Genomic DNA, 15,991 nt, shown 5'->3' on the forward strand with positions numbered 1-15,991 from the left:
CGCCTCTTCAAAAGGCTCCGCGCAACGCTCAGGCCGCTCCGTCGGGAATGAAGACGTAACCGAGTCCCCATACCGTCTGGATAAAGCGAGGGCTGCTCGGATCCGGCTCGATCAGCTTGCGCAAGCGCGAGATCTGCACATCGAGACTGCGGTCGAACACTTCGTATTCGCGTCCGCGCGCGAGCTCCATGAGCTTTTCGCGAGACAGCGGCTGGCGCGGATGGCGCGCGAAGACCTTGAGCACGGAAAACTCGCCCGTCGTGAGCGGCATTTCCTGGCCGTTCTTCGTCAGCGTGCGCGTCGCGAGATTCAGCGCGAATTCGCCGAATTCGAAGACCTCGGTGGTTTCGGACGGTGCGCCGGGCAGTTCGGTCGGGGTCTGGCGCCGCAGCACGGCGTGAATCCGCGCCACGAGTTCGCGCGGATTGAAGGGCTTGGGCAGATAGTCGTCCGCGCCCATTTCGAGGCCGACGATGCGGTCGACGTCTTCGCCCTTGGCCGTCAGCATGATGATCGGCGTGCGGTCGTTGCTGCCGCGCAGGCGGCGGCAGATCGAGAGGCCGTCTTCGCCGGGCAGCATGAGATCGAGCACGAGCAGGTCGAAACGTTCGCGGACCCACAGCTTGTTCATTGCCGGCGCATTTTCGGCGACGTACACATTGAACCCTTGCTCGCCGAGATAGCGGCGCAACAAGTCACGCAAGCGGGGATCGTCGTCGACAACGAGGATTTTTGACGGGTTTTTGGTTTCCATGTCGTGATCTTATCGTGATTCGTTTTTCGCGCGCGTTTGGCGTCGAAAGCGACTTACAAAGCGTTACAAAATTTACTGCGCCCGTGGCACGACGACAAGTCGCGTTGCGTACACTCTGGCTCGATATTGAAATTGGTGTTAACAATCTCAAAATGACGCGTCGTTCGAGGTACGCGCCGATAAACGCGCTCTGGAGGTGATCGTGGATCCGCCCGCGGTCGCCAAGCGCATGCATGAATGGCAGACGAAGGTAACCAAAGGCAAGCAATGACGGGGGCGGTGAGGCGATACGCGAAGATCGGACTGGCGGGGCTCCTACTCGGCATCGTGTCGAGTGTTCAGGCGCAGAGCATGTCCGTCGATGCCGCGGATCATCCGCCTCACAGGTCTCCCCACCGGTTTTCGCGCATTGTCATTCCACCGCCGCCGCCCACGCCCGATCCTGTTCCTCCCGAAATCTCGGAGCATCGTCATGACGGCCATATGAGCCCTGACGAGCGCCGACTTCTGCGTCAGCATATCGAAGACGCGGTGCGCGACCTTTACAAACGGTAACGGCGGCTTGCACAGTTCGGGCGGCCCGCGTGTGCTCGATCGGATCGTCGTGTCCCGCGCGATGCATCCTCCCGCACGCAAAATCCATTCTCAGCCATTGGGACTTTTCCGAAAGACGTCGCATCCTGTAACAAATTGGATGGTGCACGCGGGTCATGTCGGGCGTCTTAAATCGCGCAAGACAAGGGTTGGCCGATCGGCTAAACTACCGGACTTCGCAGCGCACGGCCCAGGCCGCGCCGCGTTCGGCGACAGGGCGACCTGATGCATACAGACCGGCTCGACCGGGCGGCGTCTACGGCGTGCCACACGGATTTGTGCGGCAACGTCGAACGGCGCGTCAGCTGGATCGAGGCTCGGGCGCGAGGATGGCGAAATTGGTAGACGCACCAGGTTTAGGTCCTGACGCCAGCAATGGTGTGCGGGTTCGAGTCCCGCTCCTCGCACCAACAGACAGAAGCGCATGCAGCAAAAAGGCACCACAAGGCACGTAAAATCAAGGGGTTGAGCGGAGATTAAGGTCGCCCAACTTTGTAAGAAAGCCAATCGAAACCACGCTAAACTACGCACCGTTACGCAGAATTTACGCACGGGGCTACGCATGGCATCGTTTCGAAAGGCCGCCGGTGGGTGACGAGCGGAGGTCTATGTAAAGGGCGTCCGCGATTCCGCCGTCCGCGACACGAAGGCTGAGGCCCAAGCATGGGCGGCGAAGCGGGAGACCGAGCTCCGGTCAATAGCGAGCGGCCAGGGTAGTAAGACGCACACGGTCGGCGACGTACTCACCGACTACGCGGACAAGGTGAGCCCCTCAAAGCGCGGCTCGCGGTGGGAAATCCTCCGCCTCAAACTCATTGGCCAGAAGAAGATTGACGGTCGGCCGTTCTCCGAAATCAAACTGGCAGACCTTCAGCCTCGGCACATTGCGGCCTGGCGCGACGGCCGCTTACGCGAAGTTGCGCCGGCGAGCGTTTCGCGTGAGATGTCTCTGATCTCGCACGCCTTCGATGTGGCACGAAAGGAATGGGGCTGGCTCGCGACCGATCCGATGAGGGACGTTACGCGCCCGGCCGACGGGCCTCCGCGCTTTCGGCGGATCGCGCCAGGCGAGATTGAGGCGACGTTGCTCGCGCTTGGGTATCAAGAGGGCAAAGAGGTGCGGTATACGTCGCAGCGCGTGGCGGTCGCATTCTTGTTCGCCATCGAGACTGCAATGCGATCAGGCGAGATCCTTGGGCTCACCGGCATGACCGTCGATTTTGCCAGCCGTGTGGCCCATCTTCCGCTGACCAAGAATGGCAGTGCGCGCGACGTGCCGCTGTCCACGCGCGCCATCGAACTGCTGGGCATTCTCCCGAAGGTCGATGCCGGCCAGCCGCTGTTCAACGTCAACGACAAGAGTCGCGACCAACTGTTTCGGCGCGCCCGCGACAAGGCGTTTCCTGACATGCCTGAGCAGGCGAGATTTACGTTTCACGACACTCGGCACAAGGCGATTACTCGGCTGGCAAAAAAATCCCTGTCCTCGACCTGGCGCGAATGACGGGGCACACGAACATCAAAGAGCTAATGACGTACTACAACGAGAGCGCGGCGGACATCGCGACTCGGCTCGGCTAGTTGTCGAAGGACGCCATGTGGCAGTCTCTTATCGACCCGTGTCTGCCGTTCACCTGCCGGCGCCGTCGGAGGCCGCTTTGAAGTGGCAATCGGACGACGCCTCCTCTCGCCAGGGCCAGTCAGCGTCGTAGCTGTTCCGACAACCCAAAATCTTGACTGAAGGTCCTGCCTGTAACGCCCGAGATAAAGTCGATCACGGCACGAATCGGCGGCGAATTTCTGAGATCTGTATGCACGACCAGCCAGATTTCGCGAGAGAATCGTTGCCCTTCAAACGGCAGGCGTTGCAATTCGGGATCGCTGTCACCCATGAACACTGGCAGCCCCGCCACTCCGACTCCCGTCCGGGCCGCCACCTGCTGCGTCGTGATGTCACTGACTTCGCAGACGATACGTCGTCCTTGAGCGATCGATTGGAGCCAGTGCTGATGCGGCATTTCCGCGAATTGCGTTTCGTAGCCAATGAATTCCCAATTGGCCGGCGCTGACGCGTGCACATAGCTGCGGCTCGCATAGAGCCCGAACGTCATCTCACCAAGCTTGCGGGTGACGTTTTGCGGTTCCTCGGGGCGAATAAGGCGCACAGCTAGATCCGCCTCCCGGCGTCCGAGGGAAACGCGGTGGGCCTGACTGGCGATCGCTAGCCGGATTCCCGGGTGCAAACGAGTGAACTCATGAAAATGATTCGCAAAGAGATTGTTCGCGAGCACCGGCGGCACGCTGACGGTCACCACGCCTTGCAGCGGCATCTGTTGCGCGAGTGCGAGGCGCTCGATCGCGAATGCGCGCTCCTCCATTTGCTCCGCGAACACCAGAATCTGCCTACCCGCCGGCGTCGGTCGGCACGCGCGAGGCAACCTGTCGATCACTCGCATCTTTAGCTCGGCTTCGAGCGCGCTCACGCGACGGCTTACCGTTGCGTGGTCGACATTGAGTCGCCTTGCCGCCGCCGAGAGACTGCCTGTTTGCGCCACGGCAACGAAGCAGCGAAGGTTTTCCCAATCGAACATCTGTGCATTTTCTCCGGTCAGTCGTGCACTTTTTCGGAATATTCGCACAGAAGGCGATCTTCTACGCTTCAGTTTCTCCATTCAGAGGACTGCCGATGCAAACACCATCCAAACATCACCCATCGCTCGTTCAGGTGGCGGCCTGCCTCGGCTTTGTCGTCGTCCTGATCGACGTCAGCGTTGTCAACGTCGCGCTCGATACGTTGCGAACCGTCTTTGGCGCAGGTATCACGGGCCTTCAATGGGTTGTCAATGCCTATGCGCTGGTCTTCGCGTCGTCGCTGCTGATCGCAGGCACATTGGGCGACCGGCTGGGTGCAAAGCGTGTGTTCATCGTGGGCTACGCGATATTCACGCTGTCGTCGATCGGCTGCGGAACGGCACAATCCATCCAGGTGTTGATCGTCTGGCGTCTCGTTCAAGGCGTGGGAGCGGCGCTGCTGGTGCCGAACTCGTTGGCTGTCTTGCGCTTGGCATTCCAGGACGCGACGCAGCGCAACCGGGCGATCGGATGGTGGGGCGCAGGCGGCGGCATTGCTTTGGCCGCAGGACCGCTGGCAGGGGGGCTGCTTGTTGCGGCGCTCGGATGGCGCGGCATCTTTCTGGTCAACGTTCCTGTCGGCATCGCAGGGATCTGGATGACATGGCGATTCGCGCCTGATACGGAAGCACAATCTGGCAGGAGTCTGGATCTACCCGGGCAACTCACCGGGGCCCTCGCGCTGGCAACACTGACGTTCGCATCGACTGAAGTCAGCGCGCTGGGCTGGCGCAGCCCGATCATCGAGGGCGCGTTTGCACTCTGCGTCGGGCTGAGTATTGCGTTCGTCTGGCTGGAAGCCCGCAATCCTGACGCGATGTTGCCTGCCTCATTGTGGCAGGACCGCATAGTCCGCAATGCGACCTTGATCGGCATGATTGCGAACCTGGTTTTTTACGGCATTGTCTTCACGCTGAGCCTACTCTTCCAGTCGGTCTGGCATATGTCGCCGGTACGCACCGGCGTGGCATTCCTGCCGATGATGGGCATCCTGATGATCATGAACATCGTTGCCGGGCGACTGGCGAGCCGGGTCGGCGCACGCGGGTTAGCAACGGTTGGGCTTTTAATTTCCGCGGTCGGCTATCTCGCGATGCGGCCGGCGATCGCCGCGCATTCTTTCTCGCTGCTAGCGATACCGATGCTGCTCGCAGGCAGTGGCATTGCGCTAACGATTCCGACCATCACTGCTGCGACGCTCGCCGCTGTGGGTAGCGCGCAGTCTGGGATTGCGTCCGGTTTGCTGAATACCGCCCGTCAGGTAGGCGGCGTAGTGGGCGTTGCGCTATTCGGCTTCTTTGTTCGGCAGCCCGATGCGGTGTCGTTTATCCGAGGGATGAAGCTCGCGTTGACCGTTTCGGCGGTGCTTCTGATTGTCGGCGCCGCAACCGCCTGGCGAACTCTGGGTCATGGACCGGAGCTAGGTTATCGAGCTCGAAAGCGGAATGCCCGCTTACCGTCCTGAAGCAGACGGTCGAGTGTCGTGATGTCGTCGTACGCGAGGGTCAGCTATTGGCCGAACTCTGTACGTTGTGTTGAGCAGACTTCGGCCCGAAGCGGACAGCCGCCTCCACTAGTCTCCCTTTCGCGGACGCCCGCCCGTCGCTTTCCTGCCTCCTTGATGCGACTCGACCCACGCGATCACCTCGACGGCCTTCCATCGCGGGAATGATTTACCACCGCCTTCGCTTGGCAGGCGAATTGCTGAGGGAAATCCCGGCAGTGTGACTACGCGCTCGCGCACGACTTGTTGAGGGCGCTGAAGGTATATCGCGCCGCTCGTGGGCCGTCAGTTCGTGCACGGCGTCCTCGACTTCTGGTCGCTCGTGCGCGATTACTACGCGCGCGAGCTGGGCATCGCGCTTGAGGACGCTTTTCGTCCTGATGGCTGGTGGAACGACGGGCAAAGTGACTTATATACGGCGGGGCTAGAGCAGCGTGGGGGCATCGTGCTGCCCGAGCACGCGGAGCTGCAAACGGGTGATGTGATTTTGATGCAGATCCGGTCGACTAACGGCGTTCCGAATCATGCGGCGGTGTACCTCGGAGACACGCACATTCTGCATCACCTGTACGGGCGGCTTTCGTCGCGGGACGTGTACGGCGGCTATTGGCGGCAGGCGACTCGTTTTGTTGCACGGCACGCTCGGTTGAGCACGCCCTTCGATCCGCGAGAGCCCACTCCGAGGGATTTTCAGAGCGACCGGACAATATTCGATCGTAAACAGGTATATTTCTGCTCGTTTTCGTGATTTTTAACGAAAGATTTTTGAAAGAGAACTCAATTTTTTGCGCTAACGACGCGTGACTAGAATCTTCGGGGAGAACATGAATACGATAATCCGGACATTTTTGCCGTTGGCAATGGCGGGGGTTTTATCCGGGTGCGGAGGCAGTGACGCCACTACCGCGTCTGCAACTGCGCCAAGCCCGCCCGCGACAGCAGCTTCGTATTCGGTTGGTGGCACGGTGTCGGGTCTCACAGGCGGATCGCTCACGCTCGCGAACAACGGTGCCGACCCGATTGTCATCGGCGCAGATGGCGCATTCAAATTCGATTCTGAAGTGGCTTCGGGAGGGCACTACGATGTTACCGTAAGTGCTGAACCGACCGATTTGAGTTGCAAAGTGATATCCGGTAGCGGCTCAAATGTGACGGCGGCCATCACAAGCATTGCGGTTCAATGTAGCGTTCCGCAGATCGATCAGTTCAGCTTGCCTTTCGATGCTGCGGGGATAGTTGTTGATTCGGCGGACAACCTTTTCATAACGGCTGGCAGCACGGTTGGCTTGTATGAGAAGGCGGCGGGGGCGACCGGCCTCCTGAGTGTTGCGACCGGGGTGTCGGCTCCGGCGGGTTTAGGTATTGATTCCGGCAACAACTTATACATCAGCGAATTAGACAACGGAAATGTCTATGAGCTTTCTTCGGGAGTCACAACGCAATTGGCACCGACAACTGCGCTCCACGCAGATAACATAACCGCCGACGCGGCGGGCGACGTTTTTGTGGTGGGTTATGGCTATAACACTGTCTACAAAATTGCCGCCGGTTCGTCGAGCGCATCGTTGGTGACGGAAGCAATCGCTGACCCTGTCGACGTCACAGTTGATTTGTCGGGCAATCTTTTTGTGGTATCGGTGTCAGGAACGCTTTACGAGATACCGGTGGGCACATCGACACCGGTTGTGTTTCCACCGACTGCTCACTTGCAAATATCCGAAGCAGTGGTCGGAGGTGATGGAACCATTTACGTGGCCGCAGGACTCACTGACAATAACATCACGATCTATAAAATTCCGCCTGGCTCCTCCAATCCAACGCTCGTTTCGTTAGGTACGGCAAGTCTCGGTTTTCCGGGCGGTATGGCCATCGACAGCAGTGGACATCTTTTTATTACAGACTCTCAGGCTACGAACCTTATCGAAGTCGTCAGCCCGTGACCTTTGAAGAAGGTTAGTTCGGCATGCCTGCGCGTTGGCGAGAGCCTTCTCAAACTGTGAAAACTAAGCCCGCCTCTGCGGGTTTTTTTTCGTCTAAACAATGACCGAAAAAATTCGAACCATCCGCCTTGACCTGCCCCGGTAATTGAGCACCACGAGAATCTGGAGATAATGGCGCATCCGGCAACGGAGGGCGTCATGAAGAAGAGCCGATACAGCGACGAGCAGATCGTTCGGATTTTGCGCGAGGCGGATCGAGATTCGATCGCCGATGTGGCTAAGCGCAATGGCGTGAGCGAAGCGTCGATCTACGCGTGGCGCAAGCGCTTCGGCGAGATGGTGAGCGACGACGTCAAACGACTCAAGGCACTGGAAGCCGAGAATGCGCGGCTCAAGAAGCTGGTGGCGGATCGCGATCTCGAGATCGAAGTGATGAAGGAGATCGCCACAAAAAATGTATGGTCCGCCCCGGCTTTGCAAGCGAGCGTTGTTTGACGAGACAGTTTGCGTAAATGTATCCGGCCTCTCGCGAGTGAGCTGCTTTTGACAGCAAGGCCATGATGGGATGTGCGCGTCCGGTTCCCAACAAATGGTCAGACCTCAAGGGCCGATTTTTTGTCCCGGGCTTACCAAACGCCAGTGCTCTGTTTCGTCATCAATTCACGTCTGCAAACCTTGAGGGCTGCTGCAGCAACCTATTGAATGCGCGGCTGCCGTAGATAAAACGTTCCTTGCCTTGTAAGAATGGTCCATGCGATCCGAGCAAGCTTGTTGGCGAGCGCGACGACAATCTTGTTTCGATGCACTCCGTTTGATTCCATCACCGAGATCCATTGACCTAGTCGATCTTTGGTGCGATCCAGATGAAGTACACAGGTTCGGGCGCCGTGCACCAACAGCTTGCGCAGATACGGATTACCTCGCTTACTGATTCCCAGCAGATGCTGCTTCCCACCGGTGGAATACTCACCTGGTACAAGCCCGAGCCAAGATGCAAAGTGGCGTCCCGATTTGAACTGACGACCAGTGCCAGCGAAAGCCGTGATGGCCGTTGCGGTCAGATGCGCGATGCCTGGCACCGAAGTGAGGCGCGTGGCGACATCGTCAGCGCCAGAGATTGCTTCAATCCGGCGACGCAGTTGTTCCAGCCGTATCTCGACAGAGCGATATTCTTGCCACTGCTCCTGCAGAAGGTCACGCATCGCTGTCGTCAGTCCATTGTCATCGGCGGCGAGAATGTCGGGCATGTCGTGTACGAAGAAGGCTGGGCCAGCACCGATGGTCAGACCATATTCGAGGAGAAACGCGCGGGCTTGATTGATGATTGCAGTCTTGCATGACACCAACCGTTGCCGGACCCGATGAAGTGCCTGCAGATCCAGTTGGGCCTCTGTCTTTGGTTGCGCGAAGCGCATGGTCGGACGAGAGATAGCTTCAGCGATCGCTTCCGCGTCGACAATATCCGTCTTATTCGACTTGACGAAAGGCTTAACGAATTGAGCGGGAACGATTCGTACGTCGTGCCCCAGAGCTGCCGCTTTGCGTGCTAACCAGTTGCTACCTGGACAAGCTTCCATACCGACAATCGTCGGCGACGCTCGCGCCAGGAATTCCAGCAGCCGCTCGCGGGTCAGCCGGCTACGGCACACCGGTTTGCCCTTCGTATCAAGGCCAACTACAAGGAACACGGACTTTCCAATATCGATGCCCATCCGGGCTACGGTTGAAGGGCAATGCTGACTCATGACACACCTCCTTCGGTGGTGATCGGCGTCAGCCGGAATTATGCGACTGTGGGAGGGGCGGACCATTAATGGTGAGCGCACAGGTTCGTCGCGAGGCGGCGTGGTACGCGATATCACGCAAGATCAGTCAGCGACGGGCGTGTGCGCTGCTTCAGGTCAGTCGATCGAGCTTGCGATACGTGTCGCGCATGCCGGCGAAGAACGCCTCGGTGATGGAGGCAATGCGCGCGCTTTCGGGGATTTATCCGCGCTTTGGTTTGCGTCGTATCCGAGTCTTGCTCGGACGAGACGGATTCGAGATCGGCAAGGAGCGCTGCGCCCGGCTGTGGGCACAAGCAGACCTACAAGCGCCTAAAATGCGACGTCGACGCAGGCTTGCGAACAGCCGGCCGCGTGTTCCAACGCCGTCGGCGAGAAACGTCGTGTGGAGCTACGACTTTGTGTTTGATGCCTGCGCAAACGGGCAACAGCTGAAGTGCTTGACGGTGGTCGACGAATACACGCGAGAGTGCCTCGCGATCGATGTAGCCGGTTCGATCCGCTCGCACCGCGTGATCGACATACTGGGGCGACTGATCAGCGTGCACGGAGCACCCCGATAAATTCGGTCGGACAACGGCCCTGAGTTCGTGAGTGCGCGGCTACTTGGTTGGGCTTGCGGGGAACGCATCGAAACGGTCTTTATCGATCCAGGCAAGCCGTGGCAAAACGGAACGAACGAAAGCTTCAACGGCAAGTTCAGGGACGAGTGCTTGGCAATGGAGTGGTTCCGCAATCGAATCGAAGCAAAGATCGTGATCGAAGACTGGCGTGTGCACTACAACAAGGTACGGCCACATTCGAGCTTGAATTACCAGACGCCCGACGAGTTTCGTCGGGCACACGAACAACGACTACCAACAGCCGTTATTTCTGGAATCGCGTGGTCTTAGGAAACCGGGCAGGTCAGTGTTTCATATCGGCTGAGTTAGACGGAAGACCGCTATTTTTGCTACTATCCGGCCTCGCGCGGTGAGTGAGGGGCGCCAAATGTTTTCGATGGCTACGCATTTATTACGCATAAGTCGCTGGGAGCCTTTCTGGATGGGCGTGCGGGTGTCCCGCTCCTCGCACCACTCAGTAGTTGATTCTTAACAGCGGCGTTTTCGAGTGCTGTCGAAAGCCCGTCGCGCGCTGTCAGGAATCCAGTCTCGTCGAGCCAGCTTTCGCTTGGCTCGGCAGGCGCTTTCTTTGCAACATTGTGCTTCGCGCGGATCGGTCCCGGTTGCCGGTCCTGTGCCTTCCCTGGGCTTGAATAGTCATCCGTGAAGCCTGATCAATACACGCAGGAAAAAGGCGCGCCGCTCGGTTCGAGCGCGTATTACGCCGTCCTTCGCGCGCCCGCATCGCGGCGGCGCGCATTGACCGCCTTGTTTGCCCTGCGGCGCGAACTCGAGGAAACGGTCGAGCAATCGTCTGACACCGCGGTCGGCCACGCGAAACTGGCCTGGTGGCAACGCGAACTGGCCACGATCGCCGACGGCCAGCCGACCCATCCGGTCGCCATCGAGTTGCGCGGCGCGCTCGACGCAACACAGGCCGAGCAGACCGTCATCGCATTCGCCGACATCGCCGAGGGATTCGCGATGGACCTGGCCCAGGCGCGCTACCTCGACTTGCCCGGACTCCAGCAATACGTGCGCAAGATCGGCGGCACGTTTTCCGCGTTGCTCGCCGCCCAATCGAAGGACGGCGCCGACGACCGCGAGTGGGCATTTTCGGCGGGCGTCGCGCTGATCTTCGCTGAAATCGTCCGCGATATCGGCGACGACGCGCGTCGCGGCCGAATCTATATTCCGATCAGCGAGATGCAGCAGTTCAACGTGACGGCGGCCGATATCATTAACCGCCGCTACTCTGATCACTTCACCGCGCTGATGCGCTTTCAACTGGATCGCGCGCGCGACGGCTTGCGTGCCGCGCTCGCAGCCGCGTCGCGCGCGACGCTCAAGCGGCAGCCCGTGATTCGCGCACAAATCGCGATCGCGCTCGCACTGCTCGATGAGATCGAAGGCGAGCAGTACCAGGTGCTACATCAGCGAATCGCGCTGACGCCCGTGCGCAAGCTTTGGGTCGCGTTCCGCGCGACGCGTCTCGGCATCTGACCGGGTCGTCGGGATATCCTGCGCTCAGGATCGGCGCCGGGTAGGGGCCGTCCTGGCGCGTTGGCCGCCGATCTGACGTTTCTAAGTCGCCTACGACTCAGCACCTACGACTCAGTCATCTCTGACTGAGTCGCCTCGTCGTTTCCAAGTCGCCCCGTATCGATCATCGAGCTACGCCGTCATGGCGCTCGGCGGTGCGCCGTGGCGAGCATCGCGCGTCAGGCGAGCGTTTGTCACGCGCGCGTTTCGAGGCGCGCCACGCCGCGCGCCGCATCGAACAGGCGAGCGAGCTGCTCGGCGCCGTCGGCAAGCAATGTTTCGGCGCCCGCGATGGCGGCGTCGAGCGTCATCGGACCCGGTATCGGCGAGAAGCAGCCCGAGAAATGCGCGCCGAGCGCGGGCAGTGCATCGGGCACGATGCCCCCCGACAGCAGCGTCGCGGGGATGCCGGCCTTGCGCGCGTGACTGCACGCGACGAAGGGCGTCTTGCCGCGCAAGGTTTGCTCGTCGCTGCGGCCTTCGCCCGTGATCAACCAATCCGCGCCCTCCAGCGCGGCATCGAGCCCGACTTCCGCCGCGACGATCTCCGCGCCCGGTTCGAACGTGGCGCCGAGCGCATGGAGCGCGAATCCGAGGCCGCCCGCGGCGCCCGCGCCGGGCAAGTCGCGCACGCGCTTGCCGAGGGCGGCTTCGACGAGATCCGCGAAATGCGAAAGCGTACGGTCGAGCGTCGCGATTTGCGCGGGCTTCGCGCCCTTTTGCGGACCGAACATCGCGGTCGCGCCATGCGGTCCGCACAGCGGATTGTCGACATCGGTCATGGCGACCAACTCGCATTGACGCAGTCGCGCGTCAATCCCGCTTGCATCGATGCCTGCAAGCCGGTCGAGCGAGTCGGGTGTCGGAGGGAGGGGCACACCGTCTTCATCAAGCAGACGCATGCCGAGCGCGCTGAGCAATCCGGCGCCGCCGTCGTTCGTGCTGCTGCCGCCGAGTGCGATGAGGATGCGGCGCGCGCCCTGATCCAGGTGCGCGCGGATCGCATCGCCGAGGCCGAGTGTGCTGCGACGTTCGATGGGTACGCGCATTCCTGCCGCATCGGTGAGTCCGACGATCTCCGCGCTTTCGACGATCGATGTCCGGTCGTCGAGCACGCCCGATGCCGCTTCGAAGGGTTCGCCCGCGGCGTTGCGCACATGCACGCGAACACGCCGGCCGCCGCGCGTCAGCAGTGCGTCGAGCGTGCCCTCGCCGCCGTCGGCGAGCGGGCGCATCCGGATGTCGGCGGCATGCCAGACCCGGCGTACGCCGGTAGCGATCGCATGCGCGACCTGCTCGGCGCTGAGCGAGCCTTTGAAGGAATCCGGGGCGATCACGACGACGGGGGCAGCGGTGTTGGGCATGGTGTGTGATTGGGGTTCGAGGGCGAGGGCACGCGCCAGCGCAATCGCGCGTGTCTTTGCACGCGTTGATCGCCGAATGCGCGTGGCGATGCGGTGGTGACCACATGGGGCGCGCGGCATGCGCGTGTCGCGACATGTCGACCGCATGCTCCGACTGCATATGCCGATTGCATGCACCGGCCCATCGCGGCGCGCCGATTGTCCGCGCGTGCGAACGCAAGCGCAAGCGCGCATTGCATGGACGACGCGGTTCAGCGCACCGCGCGCGACATGATCGGACGGCGGCGCGGTCACGCCCCAAGCGGTTCGAGCCACGGGCTCTCGATCGATGCAGTAAAGCCATGCAGCAAAGCGACGCAGGCGGCAAAACGACATGGCCAAGCGATGCAGGCAGACGACGCAGCCAAGCGATGGGATCAAGCGATGGGATCAAGCGATGGGATCAAGCGACGCGGCCAAACGACGCGGCCAAACGACGGGACCAAACGATCGAGCGCAACGGCTCGGTGACATGCGTATCGCACGCTTCACTCGTCATGTGCAACGGCGTTCGGGCGACCCCCGGTTTACTGCGCCGGTATGCGCCGCTATAGTCAAAAACCCGGCAAACGCGCCTTTTTTCGCTGCGTCGAAAAGAGTTTGCTAGAATACCCGGCTTCATTCGACCACTGCGCTTTGCGCTGAGCCGACGGCCTGCAATCTCGCCGCATGTGCTCGGACAAGAACTTTCAGACTGGATGCATCCATGGCTAACGTTGTAGAAAATCTCGGCAAACTCGAACGGCGCGTCACGATTTCCCTCCCCAAGGAAGGCGTGCAGAAGGAAATCGACAATCGCATCAAGCAGCTCGCGAAGAATGTGAAGATGCCGGGTTTCCGTCCGGGCAAGGTGCCGCTCAAGATGGTCGCGCAACAATATGCGGGCCAGGTCGAGGCTGAAGTCCTCAGCGACAAGGTCGGCCGTGAATTCTTCGATATCAGCCGCGCCGAGAACCTCAAGGTCGCAGGCTCGCCGCGTTTCGCGTCGAAGGAAGGCGAACAATCGCCCGACGCGTACGCATTCGATGCGACGTTCGAGATCTACCCCGAAGTCAAGATCGGCGACATCGCGACGGCCGAAGTCAGCCGCACGACGACCGATATTTCCGACGCGGAAATCGACCGCACGCTCGACATCCTGCGCAAGCAGCGCGTGCACTACCACGTGCGCGGCGAAGCCGGTGAACACGGCGACGGCGGCACGGACCTTGAAGCGAAGGAAGGCGATCGCGTGACGGTCGACTTCGTCGGCAAGATCGACGGCGTGGCGTTCGCCGGCGGTACGGCGGAAGACTTCGTGTTCGTGCTCGGCGAAGGCCGCATGCTGCCCGAATTCGAAAAGGCCGCGCTCGGCCTCAAGCTCGGCGAATCGCGCGAATTCGATCTCGCGTTCCCCGAGGACTATCACGGCAAGGACGTCGCAGGTAAGACCGCGCAATTCACGGTCACGCTCAAGAAGGTCGAGTGGGCCCATCTGCCGGAAGTCGACGCTGAATTCGCGAAGTCGCTCGGCATCGCCGACGGCGACATCACGAAGATGCGCGGCGAGATCAAGGAAAACCTCGAGCGCGAAGCCAAGCGTCGCACGCAAGCCCTGCTGAAGAACCAGGTCATGGACGCGCTGCTCAAGATCAGCGAACTCGACGTGCCGAAGGCGCTCGTCGAACAGGATCAAGAGCGCCTCGTCGAGATGGCGCGTCGCGACCTCGAGCAACGTGGCGTGCCGAACGCCGCGCAAGCGCCGATTCCCGCCGAAATGTTCCGCGAGCAAGCCGAGCGTCGCGTGAAGCTCGGTCTCGTAATCGCCGAAGTCGTTCAACAGAACAATCTTCAAGCGAAGCCCGAGCAGATCCGCGCGGAAGTCGATGAATTCGCGAAGAGCTACGAAGATCCGAAGGAAGTCGTGCGTTGGTACTATTCGGACAAGCAGCGCCTGTCGGAAATGGAAGCATTCGTCGTCGAAAACAACGTCGTTGAATTCGTGACGGCGAAGGCGAAGGTGACCGACAAGCAAGTCGCGTTCGAAGAGCTCGCGAGCGCCGCCGCGGCGCAACAGGCTTAATCGCCCTGAGTTGCTTCGTGCGCGCCGTGTTTTGGCGCGCACCCCTGTCATGCGCCGGATGTTCTCCGGCGCATTATTTTTAAGTGGCTGCCGTAAACGGTTGTATCAGACGTGTCGTTCCGGCCCGTCGCATTCGGACGCAAGCGGTGAATGGCTTGATTTTGCCGGGCCGCGGCGCATATAGGCGTGTGAATGCCTGCGGCGTGCCGGGCAGTGCGGCGCGTCCGTAACTTATGCGCACGGCAAATTTGTCGTGTAACGTAGCGATGTAACTAGACAACCAAGGACTGCCTGCATGACGTTCCGCGCCGATTTCGCATCCGGTTTTCCGCACTCGATGAATCGCCCCTCCGACGAAACGCCTGATCCCACGACGCTCGGCCTCGTGCCGATGGTGGTCGAGACGAGCGGTCGCGGCGAACGCGCGTATGACATTTATTCGCGCCTGCTCAAAGAGCGCATCGTGTTTCTCGTTGGCGAAGTCAACGATCAGACGGCCAATCTCGTCGTCGCGCAGTTGTTGTTCCTCGAGAGCGAGAATCCCGACAAGGACATCAATTTCTATATCAACAGCCCGGGCGGCTCGGTGTCGGCGGGTCTGGCGATCTACGACACGATGCAGTTCATCAAGCCGCACGTGTCGACGCTCTGCATGGGTCTCGCGGCAAGCATGGGCGCATTCCTGCTCGCGGCTGGAGAAAAGGGCAAGCGCTTCGCGCTGCCGAACTCGCGGATCATGATTCACCAGCCGCTCGGCGGCGCACGCGGGCAGGCCTCGGACATCGAGATTCAAGCGCGCGAAATTCTGTATCTGCGCGAGCGGCTCAATCAGTTGCTCTCGCACCATACGGGGCAGCCGGTCGAGCGTATCGCGCGCGACACGGACCGCGACAATTTCATGTCGGGCGACGACGCGGCCGCATACGGTCTGATCGACCAGGTCATCAATAAGCGGGCCTGATCGCGGATATCGCGCAGCGGCTTGCCGGGCAACGATGTCTGCCTTGCGGGCCTGACTGTGCGACGCATCGGCGGCGCCGATGCGATCGCGATGCCCTGTATTGCGCCCTTATTCGCATGGCCCATGCGTGTCACGATGACCGCACGGGCCGGCCGGCCTTGAATGTGTGCGTTCAATGAATCGGCGTATGATGTAGACGAGCGTCCTGAGGCGT

At 60.7% G+C, this 15,991-nt stretch carries 12 protein-coding genes, 1 tRNA gene and 2 pseudogenes; 11 read left to right on the forward strand and 4 right to left on the reverse strand.

Annotated features, from left to right (window positions below; all coding sequences use genetic code 11):
* Window positions 1-28 precede the first annotated feature (28 nt).
* A complete protein-coding gene (ompR, locus tag D7S86_RS13850) occupies window positions 29-754 on the reverse strand; it encodes an osmolarity response regulator transcription factor OmpR (protein ID WP_121087375.1) in 726 nt (241 codons plus the stop codon).
* Between the two features lie 351 nt (window positions 755-1,105).
* Between ompR and D7S86_RS30680 the strand changes: the two genes are divergently transcribed.
* The 3 genes from D7S86_RS30680 to D7S86_RS13865 all read left to right on the forward strand — a co-directional run bounded on the left by D7S86_RS30680 (window position 1,106) and on the right by D7S86_RS13865 (window position 2,852).
* Window positions 1,106-1,309: a hypothetical protein gene (locus D7S86_RS30680; RefSeq protein ID WP_420813246.1), complete on the forward strand. Its 204-nt coding sequence runs from the start codon at window positions 1,106-1,108 to the stop codon at window positions 1,307-1,309.
* A 362-nt stretch (window positions 1,310-1,671) separates the two neighbouring features.
* Window positions 1,672-1,758 (forward strand) — tRNA-Leu (locus D7S86_RS13860).
* Between the two features lie 353 nt (window positions 1,759-2,111).
* Window positions 2,112-2,852, forward strand: a complete 741-nt coding sequence (locus D7S86_RS13865) for a tyrosine-type recombinase/integrase (protein WP_240648140.1) — start codon at window positions 2,112-2,114, stop codon at window positions 2,850-2,852.
* A 196-nt stretch (window positions 2,853-3,048) separates the two neighbouring features.
* Here the strand turns inward: D7S86_RS13865 and D7S86_RS13870 are convergent, their stop codons facing one another.
* Window positions 3,049-3,939: a LysR family transcriptional regulator gene (locus tag D7S86_RS13870; RefSeq protein WP_121087379.1), complete on the reverse strand. Its 891-nt coding sequence runs from the start codon at window positions 3,937-3,939 to the stop codon at window positions 3,049-3,051.
* Between the two features lie 95 nt (window positions 3,940-4,034).
* Between D7S86_RS13870 and D7S86_RS13875 the strand changes: the two genes are divergently transcribed.
* The 4 genes and pseudogenes from D7S86_RS13875 to D7S86_RS13895 form a co-directional block, all read left to right on the forward strand.
* Complete coding sequence (locus tag D7S86_RS13875; protein ID WP_121087582.1) at window positions 4,035-5,444, forward strand: MFS transporter; 1,410 nt, start codon at window positions 4,035-4,037, stop codon at window positions 5,442-5,444.
* 316 nt (window positions 5,445-5,760) lie between these two features.
* Window positions 5,761-6,231, forward strand: coding sequence for an NlpC/P60 family protein (locus tag D7S86_RS13885; protein WP_240648141.1), 471 nt, complete (start codon window positions 5,761-5,763; stop codon window positions 6,229-6,231).
* A gap of 76 nt (window positions 6,232-6,307) precedes the next feature.
* On the forward strand, window positions 6,308-7,423 hold the full coding sequence (locus D7S86_RS13890) for an NHL repeat-containing protein (protein ID WP_147432325.1): 1,116 nt from the start codon (window positions 6,308-6,310) through the stop codon (window positions 7,421-7,423).
* Window positions 7,424-7,621: 198 nt separating this feature from the next.
* A pseudogene (locus tag D7S86_RS13895) lies at window positions 7,622-7,912 on the forward strand (transposase); the annotation flags it as partial.
* A 206-nt stretch (window positions 7,913-8,118) separates the two neighbouring features.
* Here the strand turns inward: D7S86_RS13895 and D7S86_RS13900 are convergent.
* Window positions 8,119-9,168, reverse strand: coding sequence for an IS110 family RNA-guided transposase (locus tag D7S86_RS13900; protein WP_121087387.1), 1,050 nt, complete (start codon window positions 9,166-9,168; stop codon window positions 8,119-8,121).
* A 68-nt stretch (window positions 9,169-9,236) separates the two neighbouring features.
* Between D7S86_RS13900 and D7S86_RS30195 the strand changes: the two are divergent.
* Together D7S86_RS30195 and D7S86_RS13915 are read left to right on the forward strand one after the other, a co-directional pair.
* Window positions 9,237-10,100: pseudogene (locus D7S86_RS30195) on the forward strand (IS3 family transposase); the annotation flags it as partial.
* Window positions 10,101-10,472: 372 nt separating this feature from the next.
* Window positions 10,473-11,312: a squalene/phytoene synthase family protein gene (locus D7S86_RS13915; protein ID WP_121087392.1), complete on the forward strand. Its 840-nt coding sequence runs from the start codon at window positions 10,473-10,475 to the stop codon at window positions 11,310-11,312.
* A 233-nt stretch (window positions 11,313-11,545) separates the two neighbouring features.
* On the opposite strand, the gene D7S86_RS13920 is transcribed toward D7S86_RS13915, so the two are convergent.
* Window positions 11,546-12,715, reverse strand: coding sequence for a glycerate kinase (locus D7S86_RS13920; RefSeq protein ID WP_121087394.1), 1,170 nt, complete (start codon window positions 12,713-12,715; stop codon window positions 11,546-11,548).
* Between the two features lie 745 nt (window positions 12,716-13,460).
* Here D7S86_RS13920 and tig point away from each other — a divergent pair.
* Both tig and clpP read left to right on the forward strand, forming a co-directional pair.
* On the forward strand, window positions 13,461-14,816 hold the full coding sequence (gene tig, locus D7S86_RS13925) for a trigger factor (protein WP_121087396.1): 1,356 nt from the start codon (window positions 13,461-13,463) through the stop codon (window positions 14,814-14,816).
* A gap of 337 nt (window positions 14,817-15,153) precedes the next feature.
* Complete coding sequence (clpP, locus tag D7S86_RS13930; RefSeq protein ID WP_121087583.1) at window positions 15,154-15,777, forward strand: ATP-dependent Clp endopeptidase proteolytic subunit ClpP; 624 nt, start codon at window positions 15,154-15,156, stop codon at window positions 15,775-15,777.
* The last annotated feature ends 214 nt before the right edge of the window (window positions 15,778-15,991 follow it).

It is taken from the genome of Pararobbsia silviterrae, assembly GCF_003628125.1.
GTDB classification, from domain to species: domain Bacteria; phylum Pseudomonadota; class Gammaproteobacteria; order Burkholderiales; family Burkholderiaceae; genus Pararobbsia; species Pararobbsia silviterrae.